This is a genomic window from Bartonella bacilliformis Ver097 (assembly GCF_000709795.1).
In the GTDB taxonomy this organism is placed as follows: Bacteria; Pseudomonadota; Alphaproteobacteria; order Rhizobiales; family Rhizobiaceae; genus Bartonella; species Bartonella bacilliformis_A.
In genome coordinates this window covers 12917-37545 of sequence record NZ_KL503805.1, presented here as the reverse complement: position 1 = coordinate 37545, position 24629 = coordinate 12917, and the positions used below count along the sequence as shown (strand labels likewise).

Sequence of the window (24629 nt, the reverse complement as noted above, 5' to 3'; positions counted from 1 at the left end):
CATTGGCAGGTTAGTTTTGCAATCTTTGTTTCAGTGTTGAAAAATAGATATGATATTATGAATATTATAAAAGCATATCATACGATGCAATAGTGTATTACGATTGATGATTGAGAATATGGGAATAGTTTGTAATCAATTTTGTCAATTTAGTTGATATACTTTTCATGTTCATTCGATAAGTACAGTTGGTTAAGGTGAATGAATATTCAACAGAATTTCCAATTCCGTGATAGTGAACCTCGCATCCATACAACAGCGCGATTGCGTGGCTGTAAATTAGGGCGTTATGTAGAAGTGAATGAGCGCGTTCTTTTACATGATGTAAGCGTTGGTGATTTTTCTTATTTTGAACGTAATAGTGAGGCTGTTTATAGTGACATTGGGCGTTTTTGCTCCATAGCGTCTCATGTCTGTATAAATGCATTAGAGCATCCAATGGAACGGCTGACAACGCATAAAATGACTTATCGCCCTAATGAATATTTCTACCATATGGCTTTGGATCAGGGCTTTCGTGTGAAGCGTCGTGCAAAGCATGTGGTTATTGGGCATGATGTATGGATTGGACATGGTGCTGTTATTATGCCTGGAGTAACAGTTGGTTACGGTGCCGTCATTGGTGCTAACGCTGTCGTAACGAAAGATGTTATGCCTTATGCAATTGTTGCTGGTGTTCCTGCAAAGCTTTTGCGTATGCGTTTTCCCGATGATGTAATTCAGGAACTTTTGAATATGACCTGGTGGGATTGGCCGCTGAGTAAGATTTATAATGCATTATCTGATATGCAAAATTTGCCAATTAAAACCTTTATTGACAAATGGAAATAATATTAAAGTGAAATAGTAGAAAAAGACTTTTCTCCAAAAAGAAGATTTTTATTGTGTTACATTAAGCTTTAAGCTTTGGTAACAAAATTGTCGAGAACACGTTTTTCTCCAGCTTTTTCAAATAAAATGGTTAGTTTATTATCCTCTATTGCTAAAATATGACCATAACCAAACTTTATATGAAAAACTCGATCATTAATTACAAAAGTTGATGGTATATCCGATACTGATTTGGTGATGGTTTGTTTTTCAATATTTTTTGTCTGACGAGGGTGGGTGAGCCCAAAATTTAAATCATTATCATCATAATTGGTTTGTTGTGTGTGAACATTTGATTGTCTTCCCCAATTATTGCGTGTTGATTCTGTTTGGTTTTGTTGTGTACGATGCCATCTTGGTGTTGAATAATTATTGTGAAAAGAGTCCTGCTTTCTAAAGTGTGGTTGGCTATAACCACCATAAGATGTGTTCATATCTTCTACTTCTATATGTTGTTCAGGTAATTCATCAAGGAAACGAGAAGGAAGCGTAGATTGCCAAAGTCCATGAATGCGTCGATTGGATACAAACCATATATGCAAATGTTTTTTTGCTCTTGTTATGCCTACATAAGCAAGCCGCCGCTCTTCTTCCAATCCTAAACGACCACCTTCATCTAATGAGCGTTGATGAGGAAAGAGCCCTTCTTCCCAACCAGGAAGAAAGACTGTATCAAATTCAAGCCCTTTAGCTGAATGAAGGGTCATGATATTAACGGCATCCATATTTTCATTGTTATCAGTATCCATAACCAGCGAAACATGTTCTAAGAAGCTATGAAGGTCTTCAAATTGCTCCATAGAGCGGATCATTTCCCTCAGATTTTCTAATCGTGTTGGCGCTTCTGGAGAACGATCTTCTTGCCACATAGTTATATAGCCTGAGTCTTCAAGGATTGTTTCAGCAAGCTCTGTATGTGGTGTGTTTTTCAGCATATTTTGCCAGCAGTGAAAATTTTCAACAACGCTTCGCAAGGCACTGCGTGCTTTGGGTTTTAAATCGTCTGTTTCAATAATTTCAGCAGCAGCAAAAAAGAGGGGGATAGTGCGTGCACGTGCACTCTTATAAAGGTGGCGTAGCGTTGCATCTCCTAAACCGCGTTTAGGTGTATTCAGAATGCGCTCAAAGGCTAAATCATCGGCTGGTTGAACGACAACACGCAGATAAGCCATAGCATCTCGTATTTCCATTCGTTCATAAAAGCGTGGACCACCAATAACACGATAATTAAGACCAAGTGCAACAAAACGATCTTCAAATTCGCGCATTTGAAATGATGCTCTTACCAATATAGCTATCTGATTTAAGGAATGTCCATTTTGTTGTGTGTGTTCTATTTCTTTCCCAATAGCACGAGATTCTTCTTTTGAATCCCATGCTGCATGAATTTTTACCTTTGTTTCTTCGTTATTGTTTTGGTCAGAAAATAGTGTTTTTCCTAATCTTCCTTGATTATGAGAAATAAGATGAGAAGCGGTTTTTAGAATATGCGATGTGGAACGATAGTTACGTTCTAGGCGAATGATTTTTGCAGGAGGAAAATCTTTTTCAAAGTGCAATATGTTATCAATTTTAGCACCACGCCATCCGTAAATGGATTGGTCATCATCGCCAACGCAACAAAGATTGACTTGTGATTTTTTAGAGCTTTGAGCTAAAAGACGAAGCCAAAGATATTGTGCTGTATTTGTATCTTGATATTCATCTACAAGAATATAGCGAAACTTATCTTGATATTTACGAAGAATATCTGGATTATGTTGAAATATGTGGATAGGGTGAAGTAAGAGGTCACCGAAGTCACAGGCATTGAGACTTTTTAACCGATTTTGATAGCTGTGATAAAGCTTACGTCCTACACCATTACCAAAAGAGTGAGCATCGCTTTCTGGAATATGTTCTGGTGAAAGCCCTTGATTTTTCCAAGAATCAATCATCATTGCAAGGCTACGCGCTGGCCAGCGTTTATCGTCTAAGTTTTCAGCTTGAATAAGCTGTTTCAGAAGACGAAGTACATCATCACTATCAAGGATTGTGAAATTGCTTTTTAAATCAACCAGTTCTGCATGACGACGCACAATTTTTACACCAGTTGAATGAAATGTTCCAAGCCAAGGCATACCCTCAACAGTTTTCCCTATAAGTTTACCAATACGAATTTTCATTTCGTGTGCTGCTTTATTGGTGAAAGTAACAGCAAGTATTTGTCTGGGGCAGGCAAGGCTGAGATGCAAAATATGAGCAATGCGAGTTGTGAGAACACGGGTTTTTCCAGTACCAGCACCTGCAAGAACTAAAATAGGTCCCTCTGTATTTATAACTGCCTGTCGCTGTTCTGGGTTGAGTTTCTTTAAATAGTCGGGTTCGTATTGTATTTGTTCTTTTTCTTCTATAGCACTACCTGCCGGTTCAGAATTATCTTCAGATCTGTAAAGAGGCTCTTCATCATCGAAAAATGGTATATGATTGGAAAAGTCATTCATTATATTTTCTGTATTATTTTTTTGATTTGAACGCTAGGTCTAAAATTTTTTTCTTAGAAAAATCACAATTCTTGCAATTAAACAGGAATGTAAAGATTGCAGAATAGGAAAAAAGATATTAAAGCTTTCTGTATGAGCATGCTATAAATTGCTTCAATATACAATGATATCTAAAACATTATTATATATGTTTTTTTTATCAATATCGATGCCTATAGAAGCTCTTGTTGGTAAGAGATATTTTAGGAATTTTCTTTGTAAAAATACACTTACAGAGAAATTATCAATGCGAATGGATATTTTGGAAAGCTTGCTTTTAATCAAGCAATATAAACATATCAATTTATTTTCATTCACGATTTGACAGACGATTTTGATCGAGGAATTTTTGGGCTTTGAGAGATTCTTTTTTATTTAACAGTTTCTCAGATTTTGTTTGCCCAAAACGATAACGATTTTCTTCCGCATGAACCATTCGTTCAGTACGTTTTTTCTGTTTTCGAAATTGACGAAGATTAATCAGTGTGGCCATGATAGTTCACTTATTTTTTTCGAAAAGAATCTAAAGAAACAATATCAGCACTTTGTTTGGTATCGCTGTTGGAAGGATCTTTATCTATTTTTTTTGTAAACAGCTTTTCTTTTGTTTGTTCATTTGAAAGAGTGGTAGGTTCATGCAGAATATTTTCTGAATTTTCACTTTCTCCAGAAATAAGATTTGAGGGCAGATCAAACGCTGCTTCGAATGCTGCAACAGGGTCATAAAAAACTTGGATAGAAGAGAAAGGAATAACCAGTTTTTCAGGAATTTCTTCAAAAAAGAGTGTTACTTCAAAGGAAGTTTCCGATACACTTAAATCTTTAAACTGATGCTGCAATATGATCGTCATCTGATCGGGATAGCGGTTTTTGAGTCGATCAGAAATCTGCACTTCTGGCGCATTTGTTAAAAAGGTGATAAAAAAGTGATGATTACCTGGGGGACCAGCTTGAGAAGTTTCTAATAAAACTTTTCGGATAACTCCACGGAGCGCATCCTGAACGAGAATGTCGTAACGGATTTTATCTTGAACCATCGAAGTTTATTTCCTTTATTTTATAAGGTAATTTAGTACGAGCAACATATGAAATGAAATATTCATTTAAGTTAGCAATATTTTTTCCACTATGCACCTTATTAATAAGAGGAAGTGTGAATTTTTCTATAAATAATATTTAACAGGTTAGAAGCAATGCATGAAAAGTGAAGGCTTCTGTTGCCAGGTGCCTTCGAACCCCGCTTAACCTTGCGACAGGTTAAGACTTAGTTTGAAACATTCGCACCGCTTAAGCGGCGAGACGTGCTTCCGCATAGTTGTCGTTTGCAACTACTCATTTAGTCCGATAACGGTGGTACAATACCGAGTAAAAGAGCAATCTTTACACTCTTGTCGATCCTATTTCGCCCCCGCCAAAGTATAATTAAAGGAATTATATTTTGGTGGAGGCGCCGGGTACCGCCCCCGGGTCCAATGAGCTTATTTCACTGTCCATTTATTACCATAGCTAGAAAACCAGCTTTCTAAGTATAGAGGAAGAATAGTTTTTGGGGAAGGGGGGGGTTGTTAATATTTTAAATCCTCTAATTACCCTAAAAGCTTTACGATGCGGCTGTGTAATGTGGTCGCTAATTATTTGGAGGTGGTATAAAATGACAAATGATCTAGCAGATATTAAATTATATGATCCTAAGCCTGATGAAGACGCAGTAAGACGGCTCAGGCGTCGTTTAGCCTTAGTTATGAGAAATAAAGATGCATCGTTAGTTTCTACATCGGATAAAAAAGAGCTAGAGCGTGTTGAGAAATGGACTCAAAAAGCATTAGGCGCTAATGAAAAAAATGCTAAAAACGCTGTTTCAAAAGTTGCTGAAATGATGTCAGGAGATAATAGGAAAAGTCGTGTAATCTTTTACTATTGTGTTGCCAAACAATTAAATATGCTAGATAAAATTTAAATAATTTTTCAACTGAATTTTCTGTATCGTGATCATGAAAAAAGCCCAGATTTCTGCGCTTTTTTCGTTTAGAATTTACTATAGTAGGTTTAATGAATATCATCACCTTGAAGGTACCCTTCTTTTCGGGCATCAGGCATTAAGAAAACTGCAATAAACGCAATAATCATTATACCAGTTACATAGAAATAGAACACAGATTCATAACCCATATTTTTTAACCCAAGTGCTACAGATTCAGCGGATCCACCAAATATTGCATTAGCAATAGCATAAGAAAATCCAACTCCCATTGCTCGGACTGAGGAAGGGAACATTTCTGCTTTCACGATGCCAGAGACAGAGGTATAAAAGCTTATAATGCATAGCATTCCGATAATAGTTATCAGGACAACCCATGTGTTATCAGTACTTCCAATTATTTGAAGCCCAGGAATTGTAAAGATAATTGACAAACCACTCCAAATGAGAAGAGAAGTTCTTGTTCCAATTTTATCAGCTAGGGCACCAAATGCTGGTTGAATCAACATAAATACAAACAGTGCAGCAGTCATCAAAGTTGTTGCTGTGTGTTTATCAAGCCCCGTAGTCGTAATAAGATATTTCTGCATGTAAGTTGTATAAGTGTAGAACGTTAATGATCCTCCAGCTGTAAAACCAATAACCAGGAAAAAAGCCTTTCGATGATTGCGCAGAATCCCTCTAAGGCTACCGGCTTGTTCTTTAGAACGGCTTTCTTTTGTTGTTGTTTCATGGAGAGAACGACGTAGATAAATTGCAACAATTGCTGCTAATCCACCAATAGCAAATGGAATGCGCCAACCCCATGCTCTTAATTGATCTTCTGTGAGATAAAGTGCTAAAATGAATATAACAAGACTAGCGAGAAGCTGTCCACCAATCAGTGTAGTGTATTGAAAAGAGCTAAAGAAACCTCGGTGATTTTTGATAGCAATTTCGCTCATATAAGTTGCTGTCGTTCCGTATTCACCACCAACTGATAGTCCCTGAAGCATTCTGAGTAAGAGCAAAAGAACTGCTGCTGTTACTCCAATGGTTTCATAGGTAGGAAGTATAGCGATTAAGAACGAACCGCTACACATCATAATGACGGAAATGAGCATTGAGTGTTTACGACCGTAACGATCAGCGATGGAACCGAAGAGCCATCCACCAATTGGGCGCATAAGAAAGCCTACAAAAAAGACACCCGCAGCTTTTAAAAGTTGCGCAATAACATCACCATCTGAAGGAAAAAATTGTGATGCAAAATAAATCGATGTAAAGGAATAGACGTAAAAATCATACCACTCTACTAAATTACCTGACGCACTAGATACAATAGATAAAACACGCTTCTTTGAATCGTTTGGTGCTAAAATTTTTTCATTTCCCATAAAATCATCCCTATTTATATTATCATTTTTACCATTTACTTAAACACTTGATTTTTTTTACAACATTTTGTCTTTTACGTCATCACAATTTAAATGGTATAATGGCAATTTTCTAATGAAAAATTCTTTGCATGGGTTTATTTAAATTGTATTTTTATTAATTTTTAAAGTTTCTATTTTTTATAATTAGGTAGAATCAGTCATAATATTATTATGAAAACTTATCTTGATCTTTTATCTCATGTTTTAAATAATGGCATCGATCGTTCAGATCGAACAGGTATTGGAACACGATCAGTTTTTGGATATCAAATGCGGTTTAACTTGCAAGAGGGATTTCCTCTGTTAACGACAAAGAAATTGCATTTGCGATCAATTATTTATGAACTGTTGTGGTTTCTTAAAGGTGATACAAATATTGCGTGGTTAAAGGAACATGGCGTATCCATTTGGGATGAGTGGGCCGATAAAGATGGGAATCTTGGTCCTGTTTATGGTTATCAGTGGCGTTCTTGGCCTTCATCTGATGGGCGTTATATTGATCAAATTAGTAATCTTTTGACTATGATTAATCATAATCCTAATTCACGCCGCTTGATTGTGACAGCTTGGAACCCAGCATTAATAGATGAAATGGCTTTACCACCTTGTCATTGTTTATTCCAATTTCAAGTCGCTAATGGTAAGTTATCCTGTCAACTTTATCAGCGTTCAGCAGATATTTTTTTAGGTATTCCATTCAATATTGCTTCTTATGCTTTGTTGACGATGATGATTGCTCAAGTTACCTGTTTGAAAGTAGGGGATTTTATTCATACTCTTGGTGATGCTCATCTTTATTTTAACCATTTTGAACAAGCAAAGCAGCAATTATCGCGTACACCGGGTATTTTACCGTTGATTCGCATAAATCCAAAAGTAACAGATCTTTTTTCCTTTCAATTTGAAGATTTTGAGTTGCTTAATTATGAAGCTCAACCACACATCAAGGCACCGGTAGCAGTATGACCTTTCCAGTTTATTTGATTGCAGCTGTTGCACAAAACGGTGTTATCGGTCGTGAAGGTCAGATGCCTTGGCATTTATCAACAGATTTGAAGCGTTTTAAGGCTTTGACTTTAGGCAAGCCTGTTATTATGGGTCGCAAGACTTGGGATTCTCTTGGGCGTTCTCTACCAGGGCGCACAAACATTGTTATTACCCGCAATCACACGTTCACAGCTGAGGGAGCTGTGGTTGCAGGTTCTTTATCTCAAGCTCATGATATTGCACAAAAAGTGGCGTCTCAATCTGGTGCAGATGCAATTTTTATTATTGGTGGTGGTGAGATTTTTAAAGAAGGGTTAGGTATTGCTGATAAAATATTTTTTACAGAAATTCTAGCTTCTATCGAAGGGGATAGTTTTTTTCCTGTTTTTGATAAAGAAAACTGGACTATTGTGGAAACACAGTATATTTCGGAACAGGATAAAGACAGTTATCCAACGCGCTTTGTGATTTATGAACGGCATTGACCGTTTCAGATTGTTAAAAGTAGCTGATTGACTGCATGGTGAGCGAAGAAGTACTCTATAAGTAGCTGGCTTGCATGCTTGAGTATTTAATTAAAGACACACTAATTTAAAGAGGTGATAATGCCTTGGACAAATCAAAATGGCGGTGGCCCATGGGATGGCAGTAAAAGTAAAGCCAGTGGTGATAAAAACACACTACCAAAGAATCCTTTTGGTTCCGGTGGTAACAGCAGCAGCGGTGGTAGTGGTTCTGATATTGATGATATTTTGCGCAAAGGGCAGCATCAGTTTAAAAAAATCGGTGATAGTGGTGTTTTTATTATATTGTTTTTTCTTGTTGTGCTTTTTTGGCTTTTTCAGTCTGTTTATATTGTTCAGCAAAATGAACAAGCAGTAGAATTACGTTTTGGTGTACCTAAAAAAGGGATCATTAGTGATGGTCTGCATTTTCATTTGTGGCCGATTGAAGCTTATATGAAAGTGCCTTTAACTGAAAAAACAATTGCAATTGGTGGTTCTTCTGGTCAGGTACAACAAAGTGAAGGCTTAATGCTTTCAAGTGATCAGAATATAGTGAATGTTAATTTTTCTGTGTATTATCGGATTTCCAGTCCAAGCCAATTCCTGTTTAATGTGAATGACCAAGAAGGAACAGTTCGTCAGGTTGCAGAGAGTGCAATGCGTGAAGTGATTGGTTCTCGACCGGTTGATGATGTTTTACGTGACAAAAAAGAGGAAGTGGCTGATGATGTTAAGAAGATTATTCAGTCGACAGTGAATAAATATCAGCTTGGTGTCGATATAAATCGTGTATCGATCAGTGAGGCTGCTCCTCCGACTAAAGTTGCTGCTGCATTTAATTTTGTTCAACAAGCAGAGCAAGCGCGTGGGCGGATGATTGAAGAGGGTAATCGTGTACGTTTTACTAAGATTGGTTTAGCTAATGGTGAAGCTTCTCGTACACGGGAAGTCGCTAAAGGTGAAAAAGTACAAATGATTGAGGAAGCGACAGGACGTGCTGAGCGTTTTGCAGCTATAAATCGTGAAGCTGTAGTTTCACCAGAAGCTGCTCGTTATCGTATTTATATGGAAACAATGGGTCGTATTCTCTCTTCACCCAATAAATTAGTTTTAGATCAAGTAGATTCTTCAGCTGTATCTTATTTACCGCTGAATGAATTGTTGCGTAGTGCATCGGAAAAAGCAACCATAACATCAGAACATCCTGCACCGCGATTGGGTTCTGATATTGCTGGAGGGCGTTAATTATGCAGCAGTCTCGTTTCTTTTTTATTTTGGGTACTATAGTGCTTGTTTTAGTTTCTTTGTGGTCATCTGTTTTTATTGTTTATCCTCGTCAGCAAGTAGCAGTTAAGCGCTTCGGGCAAATTGTTAACGTAGAACTTAATCCTGGAATTTATTTTAAAGTTCCTTTTTTTGATCAGACAGTTATCATTGATAATCGATTATTACGTTACGATTTACCTACCCAGTCTGTACAGGTTCGTGGTGGTGCTTATTATGAAGTAGACGCGTTTTTTATATACCGTATCGCAGATCCTAAATTATTTTTGCAGCGTATTGCATCAGGGCGGCCACAAATTGCTGCACGTGAAAATCTTGCACCACGTTTTATTGACGCTTTACGCGCCGTTTATGGGAGACGAGAATTCAAAGCAGCTTTATCAGATGAACGTGGAGCAATGATGGCCGAAGTCCAGCGGCAATTTTCTGTAGATGCCGGCTCATTAGGTATTTCTATTGTTGATGTACGCATTCGCAAAACCGATTTGACTGATGCCGTATTAGAAGATGTGTATCGACAAATGGCAGCTGAACGTGAGGCAGTGGCAGAGCATATTCGTGCTCGTGGTCAGCAAGAACGGGATCGGATTATAGCAGAAGCTAATCGCGAATATGAGGAAATTGTAGCGGCAGCAAAGCGTGATGCTGAAATTACGCGTGGTGAAGGTCAAGCTGAAAGTATTCGCCTTTTACTAAATGCAAGGAAAGCCAATCCATCATTTTATGATTTTTGGTTAGCAATGGAACAATATAAGAACTTAGAGAGTACATCAATGGTGATTTCACCCAAAGAAGATTTCTTTTTCTATTTTCGTAATTTGTCGCAAAGTAGATAGAATATCTGCATCAACCGTTGATAGAAAACAATATAGTAATTGGTAGCTCATAAATAAAAGAATAGATTATGGGTGAGGTTTTTTATTAAAATTTTTGTCCATGGTTTCTTTTTTCAGATGAAGATGGCATGATGTTGTAAGGTAGGATGCTGGTTGTATAAATCAATTTAATAATTTTTGATCAGTAGTATTGATCAAACGTATGTCTCAGGTAAAAATATGTTGCTGAAGCGTTTTTATACAATAATTACCGTCTGTGTGGTCTTATTTTTGTCAGGGTCAATCAGTTGGTCCAGTAATATTTTGCAGAAAAATGTACCGTTATCAGTTTCTGATTTAGTAGCTACACTTTTAGATACGGTCGTGAATATTTCTATAGTACAAAAAGTTGATGGTACTGAGCAGGATGAACATACTCTTATGCCTGCTATTCCCAAAGATTCACTATTACAAGAATATTTTGATGATTTTTTCGTGCCAAAAGATGGTAAGAAAAACAGCCAGTTACAAAAAATGCGCTCTCTGGGATCAGGTTTTGTGATTGATGCGCAAAAGGGGCTTATCGTTACAAATTACCACGTTATTGTTGATGCTGATGATATTGAGGTTAATTTTTCTGATGGTACAAAGTTAAAAGCAAAATTGCTTGGGAAAGACAGTAAGACAGATTTAGCTTTGCTACAGGTAAAACCAGAAAATAAAAAATTAACAGCTGTGCGTTTTGGTGATTCGGAAAAGGCACGTATTGGTGATTGGGTTATGGCTATCGGGAATCCCTATGGGTTTGGTGGTAGCGTAACGGTAGGAATTATTTCCGCACGCAATCGTGATCTTAATGCTGGTCCTTATGATAATTTTATTCAAACAGATGCAGCGATTAATCAAGGTAATTCGGGGGGACCACTCTTTAATGGAAACGGTGAGGTAATTGGGATTAATACAGCGATTGTTTCTCCTTCTGGTGGATCGATTGGTATTGGTTTTTCTATACCGTCTGCTATAGCCATTTCTATTATTAATCAATTGCGTGATTTTGGGGAAGTAAGGCGTGGTTGGTTGGCTATCCGGATTCAACCAATAACAGATAATATTGCGAAAAGTCTAAAATTAGACAAAGCTGTTGGAGCGCTGGTTGCAGGTAAAATAGAAAATACAGGGGTGGATAATAGCCAATTACATGTTGGTGATATTATTCTTCGTTTTGGGAAAACTGAAATTAAGAATGCACGTGATTTGCCACGTTTAATAGCAGAAAGCTTAGAGGGGCAGGTGGTGGACGTTACAATTTTACGTAATGGGGAGGAAAAAATAGTAAAAGTTAAGCTTGGTCGTTTGGCTGAAACAGATTCAAATGAAAATGCAGTAGAAAAATTTAATGATAAAAAAGGCGATGTTACATTAGAGAATGTAGCAATGGAATTCATGGGAATGAGATTATCCGCACTTACGGCTGATTTACGCCAACGTTATTCAATTGTTGATAAAGTTAATGGGTTGGTTGTAACATCTATTATAAAGAATAGTGAGGCTGATAAAAAGCGTATTCGAGTTGGTGAGGTAATCATTGATATCAATCAAAGTGCGGTTACTACAATTGATGATGCCAAAAAACGTTTTCATAAATTACGTGAAGCTGGGCGTAAAAACGCTTTGTTTATTGTTGCTCGTCCAGATGGAGAATTACGGTTTGTAACGATTCAAATGGATTGATTTTTTTAATAAATCTTTCTTTTATTTCTATGAAATAGAATTTTTATGGGTTTTATTAATGTATTTTTGTTATGTTAAGGTGATGTTTTTAGTATTTTTACGTTTCAAGTATCAGCTTGATAAGAAAATGTGTTTATGCAGTGTTCATTGCAAGAGAATGTTACTATTCACGGCTAATGCTTTGATATCTTGATATAAGGGCATATCTTCACGCAACTCTGCTTCATCAGCTAAGTGGTCAATGTGGTAGGGTTTATATTTTGAAGTAAGAATTTTTGTGTTGGATGTTTGTTCTTGCAACAATATTAAAAGGTTGTACTTCAATATATTTTCAGATTTAAATTCATTATATTGCTTTTTTATTTTCTCAAAAGATAGAGAAACGTTGCAGTAAAAAGCTGCCATGGAGTGCATAAATACTTCTCAAAGGGCAATTTGAGGAGAAGAGCTCTATCCTTTATATTATGCTTTAGGTTCAGTAATGAATGCTGCAATAACTTGTTGATTGATAGTCATAAAGGTTTTCGTTCATGACACACAGAATGATTACATTGATAGCTGGTCCAACTGCAAGTGGAAAATCAAAGCTTGCATTGAAAATGGCGCAGGAAAGGAATGCAGTTATTATCAATGCTGACTCAATGCAAGTGTATGATGTGTTGAATATTTTAACGGCAAGGCCAACAAACGCTGATACTATGATTGTTCCGCACTATCTTTATGGTTATGTAAGTCCCACTCTTAGCTATTCAGTAGGACAGTGGTTGTGTGATGTGACTAAGCTTTTAAGTACGATCAAGTTAAAACAACTCATTTTTGTTGGTGGAACAGGATTGTATTTTCGTGCACTTTTAGGAAAAATTTCAGAGATTCCTGATATTCCAGATATTTTACGGCAAAAATGGCGGATGAGGCTTTCTAAAGAAGGAGCTGAAAGTCTTTATCGTGAATTATTACAGGTTGATGCTGTTGTAGCTGAGCGTATTGCTTCACAAGATGGTCAACGTATTGTACGTGCTTTAGAAGTGTATGAGGCAACTGGCAAGAAGCTAAGTTGGTGGCAAAGTAAAAAAAAAAATCTTTGATTGCACAAGACTGTTTAGAACGAATTCTTCTCCTTCCTCCACGTCAATTACTATATGAGCGTATTAATGAGCGATTTACTCATATGGTTGAAAAAGGAGCTTTAGAAGAGGTAGAGCTTATGAAGCAGCTTACAATTTCTCCTTTATCACCAGCGATGAAAGCTATTGGTGTACTCGAATTTACGGATTACTTAAACGGATGTAGAAATTTTGAGAATGCTATTGAAGTCGCTAAAACTCGAACCAGACAATATGCAAAAAGGCAGATGACGTGGTTTCGTCACCAATTGGATGAAGAATGGAAAATCATCTCTTAATACAATTAAAGAGCACCAAAAGCTTCAAAAATAGGGGGCATTTTGAATGGAAGTCTTAAAGAAATATTAAAGATAAAAGGAATTATTGTCATTTTGATTGATTAAAATGATTAGATAATCTTTAATAGCTTTGGAACAATTGGTTGTGGTTGGTTACTTTGTTATTGGTAAAAGAATTGAAGAATATTCAGCGAGTAGTAAAAATGAACTACTTTTCAGAAAATATCGTAACAATCAAATCTTCTTTTAAGAGTTGTGTTATTTTCACAATATTTGCTTTTTATATGCGAATCTTATCTTGGTGAGTTATGCAGTTTTCGTTGGAGCAAGACAGTGCATTGAAGGCTGTTGCCGCATGGTTGAAAGATGGACGTTTTCCTGTTTTTCGCCTTTTTGGTTATGCTGGGACAGGGAAAACGACGCTTGCTCGTTATTTTGCGGAAACAATTGATGGTTCTGTTCAATTTGCTGCATTTACAGGTAAAGCAGCGCAAGTTTTGCGTTCTAAGGGCGCGAATAATGCTCGTACTATTCATTCATTGATTTATTGTCCTCGTGGAGAAGAAGAAGTTTCTGATGAAGTAACAGGGAAGACATCGATTGCGCCAACATTTGCTTTGAATCGACAGAGTCCGATTGCAAAAGCCAAATTGGTTATTGTTGATGAATGTTCAATGGTTGATGAAAAATTGGCGCATGATTTAATGAGTTTTCGGGTACCACTTCTTGTTCTTGGTGATCCAGGTCAGTTGCCTCCTATATCTGGGGGTGGTTTTTTCTCTAAAGGTACACCGGATTTCCTTTTATCAGAAATTCACCGACAAGCACGTGATAATCCGATTATTCGTTTAGCAATGGATGTACGTGAGGGGCGTGATATCGCTTATGGTGATTATGGGATGGCACGTGTTATTAAACGTAAAGAAGTTGATCAGAAATTGGTCCTTGACGCTGATCAGCTGTTGGTAGGGATTAATCGAACACGTTATCTTTATAACAGGCGTTTGCGTGAGTTAAAAGGATTTACAGCCAATTATCCGCAGGTTGGAGATAAGCTCGTGTGTTTGCGCAATGATCCTGCTAAAAACTTGTTGAATGGTTCTTTATGGAAAGTTCTGACTTCACAGAAAGAAACTGTTAAGCCAGGTATCAATCTTCTTGTTAAACCAGAAGAGAGCGAATTTGGGGTAGTGAAAATTAAGCTTTTAAAAGCAATATTTGAGAGCGTTGATAATACAATTTCGTGGCAATTAAGAAAACGATATGATGATTTTGATTATGGATATGCATTAACTGTGCACAAAGCTCAAGGATCACAATGGGATAATGTCGTTTTATTTGATGAAAGTTTTGCATTTCGTGATATGTATAAACGTTGGCTTTATACAGGTATTACACGTTCAGCAGAACGTTTAACAATTGTTCGATAAGACAAAAATATTTTCATTGTCTGATATTTTGTACTAGTGTACTAGGCATCAATTCTTTTTTGTTTATTGAATATTTATGGAAAGAGGACTGTAAATGGCAGTGAAACTTTCAGTTAATCTCAATGCTATTGCTGTTTTGCGTAATCGGCGTCATTTACCATGGCCTAATGTTATCGATATGGGACATATAGCGCTTACGGCTGGTGCAGCAGGTTTAACGGTTCACCCACGGCCAGATGAAAGGCACATTCATTTTTCTGATTTATCGGATATACGTTTTTTAATTAATCATAATTTTCCTGCTGCTGAATTGAATATTGAGGGTTATCCAAGTCATAAATTTTTGAGTTTAGCAGAAAAATATGCTGATCAGATCACTCTTGTGCCTGATAGTCCAGATCAGTCAACCTCTGATCACGGTTGGGATTTTGCCAAAGATGCAGAATTTTTGACACCTATTATTCAGCGTTTGAAGGAAAGAAAAATTCGTGTATCATTATTTGCTAATCCGGTTTTAGAAGGTCTTGATATTGCTAAAGAAATTGGTGCTGATCGTGTAGAATTTTACACTGGGTTGTATGGTGGTGCGTTTAAAGACAAAAAAACACAAGATCACGAATTGAATAAACTTTTTTTAGCAGCAAAAAAAGCTAAAGAGTTAAAATTAGGTATCAATGCAGGGCATGATTTAACTGTTGCTAATCTTCCTGCTCTTATTAGTCAGATCCCTTGGTTTGATGAAGTTTCTGTTGGTCATGGACTTATTGCTGATGCTTTAAAATATGGGATGCATGAAACAGTCCAGCGTTTTACTAAATTATTGGTGTAAATCTTTTTTTTAATTGGATTTTATATATAGTATCATTGAATTGGTTCTGTTTTAGAAAAACAATATACTGTAATGTTTATATAATTAGTCAATATTTCTCTTTATAAAAAAATATTGTTGAACTGCTTTTACTTTGATTGATTTTAGTCATATACAGCTAAATTTTTCGAATGTGAATATAAATAGCCATCATAACTATATTTGCTCAAGGTCTGTTTGGTTAGCCAAGCATTCTGTTTGAAGAAATTTCGATTAAAAGAGTTTTTGTTTGTATTGGGTTTATACGATTTGTCTATTGCATATAAGAAATAAAGTTTGTTTAGAATTTTTGTATGAATTCAGAAATATAAAAAATTGAGCAAAGTATAACTGTTTATGCTTTTTCTATGATATTTTTTGATGACATTATGAAAAGAATAAAATCTAAGATTTTAGATTATATATTTCTCTTCAGAAGTATTATTTTGAATAGTATATTTTTTTATAGAATATCAGATAAATTATATTTTTATATTAGGGTATTTTTAAAGATTTTTTAGGTTTATTACTTTTTTGTTTGTAATAGAAAAAACATTAAATTTAATATTTATGTTTTTGATGAGTAACAGTTTAATTTTTGAAAAGAATTTTTTGTTCTTAATTAGATAGAAAAAGTCTGAATTTCAATTTAGATATAATGGAGCACTTTTATGCGTGTTTACTACGATTGTGATGTTAATGTTAATTTGATTAAAAGCAAAAAAGTAGCGATTGTTGGTTATGGTGCACAGGGACATGCGCATGCGTTAAATCTAAAAGATTCTGGTGTTCAAAATTTACGAATTGCTTTGCATTCAGGATCAGTGACAACGAAAAAAGCTGAAGCAGATGGTTTTGAAGTTATGAGTGTTTCTGAAGCGGTACAATGGGCTGACTTTATCATGATGGCAACACCTGATGAATTGCAAGCTGACATTTATAGAGAACATATCTGTGATCATTTACATGCTGGAGCAGCTATTGCTTTTGCTCATGGCTTGAGTATTCATTTTGGTTTAATTGAAGTTAAAAAAGCAGTTGATGTTGTGATGATTGCTCCTAAAGGTGCAGGTCGTGCAGTACGCAGTGAATATCAGCATGGTAGAGGTATTCCTTGCTTAATTGCGGTTGAGCAGGACGTTTCAGGTAATGCACATGATTTAGCATTATCCTATGCTTGTGGTATTGGGGGTGGACGTTCTGGTATAATGAAAACGACCTTTAAAGAAGAATGTGAAGCAGATCTTTTTGGTGAACAAGCGGTTCTTTGTGGTGGGCTTGTTGAACTTATTCGTGCAGGTTTTGAAACATTAACTGAAGCAGGTTATGCACCAGAGATAGCGTATTTTGAGTGTTTGCACGAAATTAAACTCATTGCGGATCTCATTTATGAACGTGGTATTGCGAACATGAATTATTCGATTTCTAATACAGCTGAGTGGGGTGAATATGTGTCTGGTCCACGTGTAATTACCCATGAAACAAAAGCAGAAATGAAACGCATTTTAAGAGATATCCAGACAGGTAAATTTACATCAGATTGGATTCAGGAATATAGAGCAGGTGCAGCCCGTTTTAAGGATATGCGGCGATTAAGTAGCAACCATCTCATTGAACAGACTGGAGATAAAATTCGCTCTATGATGGCTTTAACTAAATCTAATGCTCCGGTTGATAAAGAACACAACTGAATTCCAATCAGATTTATGTAAAAAAGATCAGAATGTGTAAAAGGCTAAAAAGAAACTTTTTAGATATGCTTTTTTATTTTTTATGTGAACTAAAATTCTTATTTCCAAATATGAAATATACGACACCCAAAAAAACAAACCATAATGGGGTATATTTTAGAGCGATTAAGGTATCGGGTTCTAATGTCAATAAAAAAATGATAAATGCAAAGAAGGCCAGAATACTCCAGCAAACGAAAACGCCTCCTGGCATTTTATAGATTGACATAGCATGTTGTGTAGGGCGGTTACGACGGTAGACAATGTAGCTGACCAAAATTAAAGACCATACAAACATGAATAAAATTGCTGAAATGGTAGTGATGATTGTAAACGCATCTATGATTGTTGGGGATAATGATAAAATTGTATATCCTAATAAAATGCATAAGCAAGAAAAGAGTAATGCATTAGAAGGAATAGAGTTATTGGAGAGCTTTCCTAAAAAGCTAGGTGCTCCTCGTTTAATAGCAAGTCCATATATCATACGACTGGTAGAAAAGACACCACTATTTGCTGAAGATGCTGCCGATGTTAGAACAACAAAATTAACTAAGCCAGCAGCGATTGGAATACCAATAAGCAGAAACATTTCTACAAATGGGCTTTTATGTGGCATAATTTGATTCCAAGGGGTGACCGACATAATCACAATGAGAGAAACAATATAAAAGAATACAATACGTATAGGGATTGAATTGATTGCTTTTGGCAAGACTGTTTCAGGTTCTTTTACCTCAGCTGCAGCTGTACCAGCAAGTTCAATACCAACGAAAGAAAAAATAGCAATCTGAAAACCCGCAAAAAATCCCATCATACCTCGAGGGAAAATATCCCCATTGTTCCATACATGATTAAAAGAAGAGATAGTCCCATTGGGAGAGGTAACGCCAACAAGGATCATATATAATCCAACAAAGACTAATACTAAAATTGCTGCGATTTTAATGAGACCAAACCAAAATTCAAGTTCACCAAATAATTTAACTGCTACAAGGTTAAATACTAAAAAGAAAAAGATACAGATAAGAGCAGGGATCCAGGGGTTGAGTTCATGCCACCAAAATTGCGTATAATTGACAATAGCAATAATATCCGCAGTTCCGGTTACAATCCAGCACAACCAGTAAGTCCAGCCAATAAAAAATCCAGCGCTTGGCCCCAATAAATCAGCTGAAAAGTCGATAAAAGACCGATATTGCGTATTAGAAAGCAGCAGCTCTCCCATCGCGCGCATTATGAAATATAAAACACAACCAATAATAGAGTAAACTAATATAATTGAAGGACCAGCAACACTGATTGTTTTCCCTGAGCCCATAAAAAGACCTGTGCCAATAGCACCACTAATAGCGATAAGCTGCACATGGCGGTTATCTAAGCCACGTTGCAATTTTCTTTTATACCCTTCATCTAAATTTCGTTTGTGATCCATTTTTAGAGGATTCCCTTTAATTATTTAAGACACAAATAAGCTAACAAAAAAGGCAGTCACACACATAAAAGCATGATAAAAGTGAGTCGTAAAGAAGAAAAACGTTGCAATGATTTTGATGCTTTCATATTGGTTTATATACAGAAGACAATGGATATGAGGTTTATGTTATTTGTTCAAAAATTTGATCAAAATTTAAGATAAATCTTTTAAAGGAATATGAGGCTACGGTAGAATACTCTAATGTGTTAAAGCTATGATGTCAAATGATGTAGACTTCGCGTGTTATGCCAATAATGAATAAGCCAGCGCAAAGCTTGCAGCAAGATACCGAATATTTATGAATGGGCTTTATTTTATAAATGTTCTTGTTATAAGTTTAAGTCATTTGATATGTGATTTTCCTTTGAATTATCTTAAGTTAAGGTATTGCAGCATTCCAAAGTTGATTATTGGGTGATTATCAACCATTTCCAGATAAAAGGAAGATGGAAAGCTTTGTTGTGTAGTTATTTTTTCATATTATCGGTGCTTACATTACGCAGTTATGCTTATCTCATATGTTTAAAGGTCTCTTAAGATACATTATTAAAAATAGATTAAAAAATTATTGATCATACTCTTGCCATTTTTTTGACACGCTTTATCTGAAGGGAAGATAGATTATTAATAAAGGCCGTTTTTATCAAAAGGTTGGCCGCACTATTTTTTGATAGGAGGTATACAATATTTTCATATAAATTGTATGTTTTTCTTTTTTACTTTGATATGTTTAGCAGGAGAACTTTTAGTTTTTTCTGAGATCTAGTCTCTTTTTAGAGATTGTAAGATGATGCCTTTGTAAATTTGGCATCGAGGTCACGAAATTTGTCTTTTTTATTAATTTTCTGGTGCGCAAGAGTGGTTTTGCGAAAGGTTCTCTTTTGTTTGCTGTTATAGTGCTGAACTTTGTTTTAGCGTTTAAAAATATTTTATTATTGAGGGGGTTGTTATGAAAAAATTAGATTTAATACCAAAGAAGGATGATTTGAATTGTCATCATTCTCTTCGTTGGTCACCTTTGGTTAAAACAGTTTCATTAGGAACTGTTATGGCTACACTTTTATCAAGTGTTTCTCCTGTTTTCTCTGCTAATGTTGCTATTTTAGGATCAACTACTCAAAGCACAGGTAGCGATAATATAAAGTATGCATATGGGAGTCATGGAAGTATTGTTTTGGCTGGTGATGATAATTGGTGTGGTGTGGATAATGTTGCCGATCGTGGTAAACACTTACCACAATCATCAAGAGGAGTGAAAGAAATCAGTGCAGAGGAGCAATATGAGAGATTTGTGAATAATGAAGAATTTTTCGGCCGTCATCCTTATGGCGTTACGACGCAGCAAGTTCAGTGGGGTGGTGATGGTATAACATCCTCCAACACTGGTTATATGGGGAATTCTACTACCGGTGGTCATAGTAATATTATGCCTACTGCTTATGGGGTTTATTCTTTTGCAACTGGTTGTGGATCTTATGCATCAGGTAATTATTCAACAGCTTTTGGTGCAGGTGCAACTACAAATGGCGGTGGAGCACAAGCCTATGGTGTTTCTGCGCTTGCTAAAGGGCAAGCAACTATTGCTATGGGGGTCGGAGCGGAGGCATGGGATACATCTGCGGTTGCTGTTGGTGGGCGTGCGAGTGCACTTGGTAAAAATAGTGTTGCTTTAGGGACCAAAGCAAAGGCAAGTGGCGATTATGGGGTTGCTTTAGGTACAGAAGCCTTAGCCACGCAGCGGGGTTCTATTGCAATAGGCGGTGATATCCCACAGGAAGAAGATGATCAAGGTAAGAGATTTGGAGCAATGGTGGAAGCTGAAAATGCTATTGCTATAGGTGTTAGATCTTATGCTTCAGAAAATTCTAAAGAGGCGGTTGCTATTGGGCTAAGTGCGCAGGTGCGTGATGAAGCTGGTGTTGCTTTGGGCAGAGGAGCTGTCGTTAGGCAAGGCGGAAGTGCTGGGGTTGCTATTGGTGCAAGTGCACATGTAATTGTTGAGACTGGTGTTGCTTTGGGTACTGCATCCATTGCTAGTACCGAGTATAACGTTTCTGGTTATAATCCTGCGACTAATAATACTATGACAAAGAGTAGTGATCACGTATGGGTGAGTACAAGGGGTGCAGTTAGCATTGGTGATGTTAATAATGGTGTTACACGACAGATTACAGGAGTTTCAGCTGGTAGTGAAATGACCGATGCCGTTAATGTTGCACAGCTGAAAGCGTTAAGAGATACGGTAAACAAAGGTTGGATGCTGAGTATTAACGGTGAGAATGCTATGTCTGTAGGTGAAAATGGTTTAGATTTTTCAGTTCAAAATCCCAAGTGGGCTAATCCTAATCTGAGTATTGTAAGGACAGGTGATACGGTAACATTTAATTTGGCTGAGCATATTGAAGTTGGTCGCATAACAACAGGATTGAGCAGCTTAAGTAATGCTGGTTTGGTGATTAAAGGTTGTAATGATGGTACTGCTTGTAAGAATGGTCCATCAGTAACTGCTGGTGGTATTAACGCTGGAGATAAAACACTTACAGGGGTTGCAGATGGTGTTTTAGACGGTGATGCTGTTAATTTTTCACAGTTAAAAGCATTAAAAGAAACGGTAGACAAAGGTTGGATGCTTACTGTTAATGGTGCAGATGCCACGCCTGTTGGTGCAGATGGCGCAGATTTTTCAGTTGGAAGTAGTAATCTTGTTATAACAAAAGATAACAAAAACAAGCTAACTTTTGATTTGGCTGAGCATATTGAAGTTGGTCGCATAACAACAGGATTGAGCAGCTTAAGTAATGCTGGTTTGGTGATTAAAGGTTGTAATGATGGTACTGCCTGTAAGAATGGTCCATCAGTAACTGCTGGTGGTATTAATGCTGGAGATAAAAAGCTAACAGGATTAGCAGATGGTGTTTTAGACGGTGATGCCGTTAATGTTGCACAGCTGAAAGCGTTAAGAGATACGGTAAACAAAGGTTGGATGCTGAGTATTAACGGTGAGAATGCTATGTCTGTAGGTGAAAATGGTTTAGATTTTTCAGTTCAAAATCCCAAGTGGGCTAATCCTAATCTGAGTATTGTAAGGACAGGTGATACGGTAACTTTTGATTTGGCTGAGCATATTGAAGTTGGTCGCATAACAACAGGATTGAGCAGCTTAAGTAATGCTGGTTTGGTGATTAAAGGTTGTAATGATGGTACTGCCTGTAAGAATGGTCCATCAGTAACTGCTGGTGGTATTAATGCTGGAGATAAAAAGCTAACAGGATTAGCAGATGGTGTTTTAGACGGTGATGCCGTTAATGTTGCACAGTTAAACAAGGTAAAAGAAGAGGTAATAAAAGGAAGTGGCCTTATTCAGCAAGGAGAAAATGAAGATGACAATGGTCGTATCACCATTGGTGCAGGAAATAGTAGCACTGAAATTAATATCTTGAATAAAGATGGTGTAAGGCGGACTATTTCTGGTATTTCAGGTGGTAAAGTCACAGAAGAATCAACTGAAGCTATTAATGGTGCACAGCTTTGGGAAACTAATGAAGAGGTTCATAATTTAAATCATCGTGTTGATGAAACTCATACAAACGTATCGCAATATTTCGGCGGTGGTGCAGACATAAGTAGTGGTAAAGCACCAACTTACACTATTGAAGGAAAGCAATATAATAATGTTGGCTCTGCTTTTTCTGCTGTTAATGATTCTCTTGATAATATTCAGAATGAGATTTCCAGACACTTTGGCCAGATTTATACTATAAGCGATATATTTGCTCATTATTTTGGCGGTGGTGCCGGATATAATAATGGAAAATGGACAGCTCCTACTTACGAGGTTTCTCACTTCGATGTTAATGGTGCCTCTAGTGAGAAGGCCTATAACAATGTTTCTGATGCTTTTGGTGGTGTGAATGAGAGTATGTCTGGCATGAATGATCGCCTTCAGGAAGTTGAAAACAAGGTAGATCAAAATAAGGCAGAGTCAGATTCTTTAGGTTGGAACAAGGATAAAGGAGCTTATGATGCTAGTCATGACGGTAAGCCCGGTAAGATTGTTAATGTAGCCGATGGTCAAATCGCGCAAGGTTCAGGAGATGCTGTCAATGGTGGTCAGCTTTGGGAAACTAATGAGCGTGTTACTAACGTTGAAAATAAAGTAAATGATGTTAGTAAACAGGTTGATAAGATTGGAAATACGATTATTGATATTAATAACTCAGTTATTGATATGGGGGATAGGGTTGATAGTATTGAAAATGCGGTTAACCATTTTGCCGATGGAGCTGTTAGCTATCAAAGAGATGAGAATGGCAAAAAGACTAATAAAGTTGTTTTACAAGGTGGAGATTCTGGTAAACCTGTAACTATTGACAATGTTGCTGATGGTAAAATTGAAAAAGGATCACAAGAAGCAGTTAACGGTGGTCAGCTGCATGATTATACTCAGGAACAGATGAAACTTGTTCTCAATGATGCAAAAAAATATACTGATGGCAAAATAAAGAATATTGTTGTTGATGCCATCGACGATGCTGTTTCTCAGGCTAAGGGCTATACAGATATGAAATTTGAGGCCTTAAGTTATGGGATTGAAGGTGCACGCAAAGAGGCTAGACAGGCTGCAGCAATTGGTTTGGCAGTGTCTAACTTGCGTTATAATGATACACCTGGAAGATTAAGTTTTGCATTTGGAAGTGGTATGTGGCGCAGTCAATCCGCATTTGCTTTGGGTACGGGTTATACATCTGAAGACGGAAGGATCCACTCTAATTTTTCTGCGACTACTGCTGGAGGCCATTGGGGTATAGGTGCAGGAGTAAGTATTACATTGAATTAATATAAGAGATCAGAATATTCTTGTAAGTTTTTTGTTGCCCTTGTCTATTAGGCAAGGGCAAAAATTTTTCTGATGTAGTAATCCATCGCAACTATCTGTTCCCTTGTAGCACACCAGATGAAAAACGTCGTATCATTACACAATTTTCGTTATTGAACTTTGATTTGTGATGAAAGCTGATCAGTTAAGCAGGGTATCTATAATGTGATTTAGGTAATTTACGATAAAGGTGATCATACGATTTTAAATTGGTCTTTTGTATATAGGCCAGTGATCAGCCGTTATGTCTTTACTAATGCCGCTTTTTGTGTTTGTAGAGGGGGTGTAAAACTTATCCTTATTCATTACACGCAGTGCGATGATAATGATAAGGTTTGTTTAGCCCAATCACCTTTAGGGTTGATTTTGAGTCACCAAATAGAGTAGAGGGGAAAAGTCCGTATTTTTTTGGGATCAAAAGTAGAAAAATATTTTCTTTTGTTACTTCTTTTGATGGTTGGAGAGAGGTATTTTTCCTTTGCAATAATAGAAACTGTAAGGATAATTTGGTTTACAGGATTATTGTTTTAGTGAATAAAGTATTTTTTTGAATTTTATATGTAGAATTTAAGCTTGCGTGTTATTTCTTTCTGGATATAGTGACAGATCTTTGGAGAGGTGGCCGAGTGGTTGAAGGCGCACGCCTGGAACGCGTGTATGCGGGAAACCGTATCGAGGGTTCGAATCCCTCTCTCTCCGCCATTTGTCAATAAAATCAATAACTTAGATCAAGGTTAGGGAATTTAAAGCCCCTTG

At 36.7% G+C, this 24629-nt stretch carries 17 protein-coding genes, 1 tRNA gene, 1 other RNA gene and 1 pseudogene; 13 read left to right on the top strand and 7 right to left on the bottom strand.

The genetic code is table 11. From position 1 onward, the window contains the following. Nucleotides 1–201 precede the first annotated feature (201 nt). Nucleotides 202–831 (top strand): DapH/DapD/GlmU-related protein, encoded by a 630-nt coding sequence (locus tag H710_RS04870; protein ID WP_041849707.1) that lies wholly within the window; start codon nt 202–204, stop codon nt 829–831. Nucleotides 832–899: 68 nt separating this feature from the next. Here the strand turns inward: H710_RS04870 and H710_RS04865 are convergent, their stop codons facing one another. The 4 genes from H710_RS04865 to ssrA all read right to left on the bottom strand — a co-directional run bounded on the left by H710_RS04865 (nt 900) and on the right by ssrA (nt 4950). Next, nucleotides 900–3353, bottom strand: coding sequence for an ATP-dependent helicase (locus tag H710_RS04865; RefSeq protein ID WP_041849706.1), 2454 nt, complete (start codon nt 3351–3353; stop codon nt 900–902). Between the two features lie 349 nt (nt 3354–3702). Continuing rightward, a complete protein-coding gene (locus H710_RS04860) occupies nt 3703–3885 on the bottom strand; it encodes a DUF4169 family protein (RefSeq protein ID WP_041849705.1) in 183 nt (60 codons plus the stop codon). A 10-nt stretch (nt 3886–3895) separates the two neighbouring features. Beyond that, complete coding sequence (locus H710_RS04855; protein ID WP_041849704.1) at nt 3896–4429, bottom strand: SspB family protein; 534 nt, start codon at nt 4427–4429, stop codon at nt 3896–3898. A 166-nt stretch (nt 4430–4595) separates the two neighbouring features. Then, nucleotides 4596–4950, bottom strand: a transfer-messenger RNA (tmRNA) gene (ssrA, locus tag H710_RS06110). Nucleotides 4951–5043: 93 nt separating this feature from the next. Here ssrA and H710_RS04850 point away from each other — a divergent pair. Next, entirely contained in the window at nt 5044–5349 is a 306-nt protein-coding gene (locus H710_RS04850; RefSeq protein WP_041849703.1) for a DUF2853 family protein, read from the top strand. 89 nt (nt 5350–5438) lie between these two features. Here H710_RS04850 and H710_RS04845 read toward each other — a convergent pair whose 3' ends face one another. Next, complete coding sequence (locus tag H710_RS04845; RefSeq protein ID WP_041849702.1) at nt 5439–6746, bottom strand: MFS family transporter; 1308 nt, start codon at nt 6744–6746, stop codon at nt 5439–5441. A 213-nt stretch (nt 6747–6959) separates the two neighbouring features. On the opposite strand from H710_RS04845, the gene H710_RS04840 reads away from it, so the two are divergent. From H710_RS04840 to H710_RS04820, 5 genes are all read left to right on the top strand, one after another. Further along, nucleotides 6960–7754, top strand: coding sequence for a thymidylate synthase (locus H710_RS04840; RefSeq protein ID WP_041849701.1), 795 nt, complete (start codon nt 6960–6962; stop codon nt 7752–7754). After that, nucleotides 7751–8260 (top strand): dihydrofolate reductase, encoded by a 510-nt coding sequence (locus H710_RS04835; protein ID WP_041849700.1) that lies wholly within the window; start codon nt 7751–7753, stop codon nt 8258–8260. The genes H710_RS04840 and H710_RS04835 overlap by 4 nt, the downstream gene beginning before the upstream one ends. Nucleotides 8261–8380: 120 nt before the next feature. Then, entirely contained in the window at nt 8381–9526 is a 1146-nt protein-coding gene (gene hflK, locus H710_RS04830; protein WP_041849699.1) for an FtsH protease activity modulator HflK, read from the top strand. 2 nt (nt 9527–9528) lie between these two features. Continuing rightward, on the top strand, nt 9529–10401 hold the full coding sequence (hflC, locus tag H710_RS04825; RefSeq protein WP_041849698.1) for a protease modulator HflC: 873 nt from the start codon (nt 9529–9531) through the stop codon (nt 10399–10401). A 219-nt stretch (nt 10402–10620) separates the two neighbouring features. After that, a complete protein-coding gene (locus tag H710_RS04820) occupies nt 10621–12111 on the top strand; it encodes a Do family serine endopeptidase (RefSeq protein ID WP_041849697.1) in 1491 nt (496 codons plus the stop codon). A gap of 144 nt (nt 12112–12255) precedes the next feature. On the opposite strand, the gene H710_RS04815 is transcribed toward H710_RS04820, so the two are convergent. Then, entirely contained in the window at nt 12256–12516 is a 261-nt protein-coding gene (locus H710_RS04815; protein ID WP_244875593.1) for a hypothetical protein, read from the bottom strand. A 125-nt stretch (nt 12517–12641) separates the two neighbouring features. On the opposite strand from H710_RS04815, the pseudogene miaA reads away from it, so the two are divergent. The 4 genes and pseudogenes from miaA to ilvC all read left to right on the top strand — a co-directional run bounded on the left by miaA (nt 12642) and on the right by ilvC (nt 17481). Next, nucleotides 12642–13513, top strand: a pseudogene (gene miaA, locus H710_RS04810) (tRNA (adenosine(37)-N6)-dimethylallyltransferase MiaA). 308 nt (nt 13514–13821) lie between these two features. Continuing rightward, nucleotides 13822–14943, top strand: coding sequence for an ATP-dependent DNA helicase (locus tag H710_RS04805; protein ID WP_041849695.1), 1122 nt, complete (start codon nt 13822–13824; stop codon nt 14941–14943). A 94-nt stretch (nt 14944–15037) separates the two neighbouring features. Continuing rightward, nucleotides 15038–15772: a pyridoxine 5'-phosphate synthase gene (locus tag H710_RS04800; protein ID WP_041849694.1), complete on the top strand. Its 735-nt coding sequence runs from the start codon at nt 15038–15040 to the stop codon at nt 15770–15772. A 689-nt stretch (nt 15773–16461) separates the two neighbouring features. Then, complete coding sequence (gene ilvC, locus H710_RS04795) at nt 16462–17481, top strand: ketol-acid reductoisomerase (protein WP_041849693.1); 1020 nt, start codon at nt 16462–16464, stop codon at nt 17479–17481. 73 nt (nt 17482–17554) lie between these two features. Here ilvC and H710_RS04790 read toward each other — a convergent pair whose 3' ends face one another. Then, a complete protein-coding gene (locus H710_RS04790) occupies nt 17555–18955 on the bottom strand; it encodes an amino acid permease (protein WP_041849692.1) in 1401 nt (466 codons plus the stop codon). Between the two features lie 991 nt (nt 18956–19946). Here H710_RS04790 and H710_RS04785 point away from each other — a divergent pair. Further along, the gene (locus tag H710_RS04785) at nt 19947–23834 is read left to right on the top strand and encodes a Vomp family autotransporter (RefSeq protein ID WP_041849691.1); all 3888 of its coding nucleotides are present in this window, start codon (nt 19947–19949) and stop codon (nt 23832–23834) included. Nucleotides 23835–24485: 651 nt separating this feature from the next. Beyond that, nucleotides 24486–24575 (top strand) — tRNA-Ser (locus H710_RS04780). The last annotated feature ends 54 nt before the right edge of the window (nt 24576–24629 follow it).

Bases quoted from the DNA above. Each gene is read 5' to 3' on its own strand.
- H710_RS04870 (WP_041849707.1), top strand. From the start codon at position 202: ATGAATATTCAACAGAATTTCCAATTCCGTGATAGTGAACCTCGCATC.
- H710_RS04865 (WP_041849706.1), bottom strand. From the start codon at position 3,353: ATGAATGACTTTTCCAATCATATACCATTTTTCGATGATGAAGAGCCT.
- H710_RS04860 (WP_041849705.1), bottom strand. From the start codon at position 3,885: ATGGCCACACTGATTAATCTTCGTCAATTTCGAAAACAGAAAAAACGT.
- H710_RS04855 (WP_041849704.1), bottom strand. From the start codon at position 4,429: ATGGTTCAAGATAAAATCCGTTACGACATTCTCGTTCAGGATGCGCTC.
- H710_RS04850 (WP_041849703.1), top strand. From the start codon at position 5,044: ATGACAAATGATCTAGCAGATATTAAATTATATGATCCTAAGCCTGAT.
- H710_RS04845 (WP_041849702.1), bottom strand. From the start codon at position 6,746: ATGGGAAATGAAAAAATTTTAGCACCAAACGATTCAAAGAAGCGTGTT.
- H710_RS04840 (WP_041849701.1), top strand. From the start codon at position 6,960: ATGAAAACTTATCTTGATCTTTTATCTCATGTTTTAAATAATGGCATC.
- H710_RS04835 (WP_041849700.1), top strand. From the start codon at position 7,751: ATGACCTTTCCAGTTTATTTGATTGCAGCTGTTGCACAAAACGGTGTT.
- hflK (WP_041849699.1), top strand. From the start codon at position 8,381: ATGCCTTGGACAAATCAAAATGGCGGTGGCCCATGGGATGGCAGTAAA.
- hflC (WP_041849698.1), top strand. From the start codon at position 9,529: ATGCAGCAGTCTCGTTTCTTTTTTATTTTGGGTACTATAGTGCTTGTT.
- H710_RS04820 (WP_041849697.1), top strand. From the start codon at position 10,621: ATGTTGCTGAAGCGTTTTTATACAATAATTACCGTCTGTGTGGTCTTA.
- H710_RS04815 (WP_244875593.1), bottom strand. From the start codon at position 12,516: ATGGCAGCTTTTTACTGCAACGTTTCTCTATCTTTTGAGAAAATAAAA.
- H710_RS04805 (WP_041849695.1), top strand. From the start codon at position 13,822: ATGCAGTTTTCGTTGGAGCAAGACAGTGCATTGAAGGCTGTTGCCGCA.
- H710_RS04800 (WP_041849694.1), top strand. From the start codon at position 15,038: ATGGCAGTGAAACTTTCAGTTAATCTCAATGCTATTGCTGTTTTGCGT.
- ilvC (WP_041849693.1), top strand. From the start codon at position 16,462: ATGCGTGTTTACTACGATTGTGATGTTAATGTTAATTTGATTAAAAGC.
- H710_RS04790 (WP_041849692.1), bottom strand. From the start codon at position 18,955: ATGGATCACAAACGAAATTTAGATGAAGGGTATAAAAGAAAATTGCAA.
- H710_RS04785 (WP_041849691.1), top strand. From the start codon at position 19,947: ATGAAAAAATTAGATTTAATACCAAAGAAGGATGATTTGAATTGTCAT.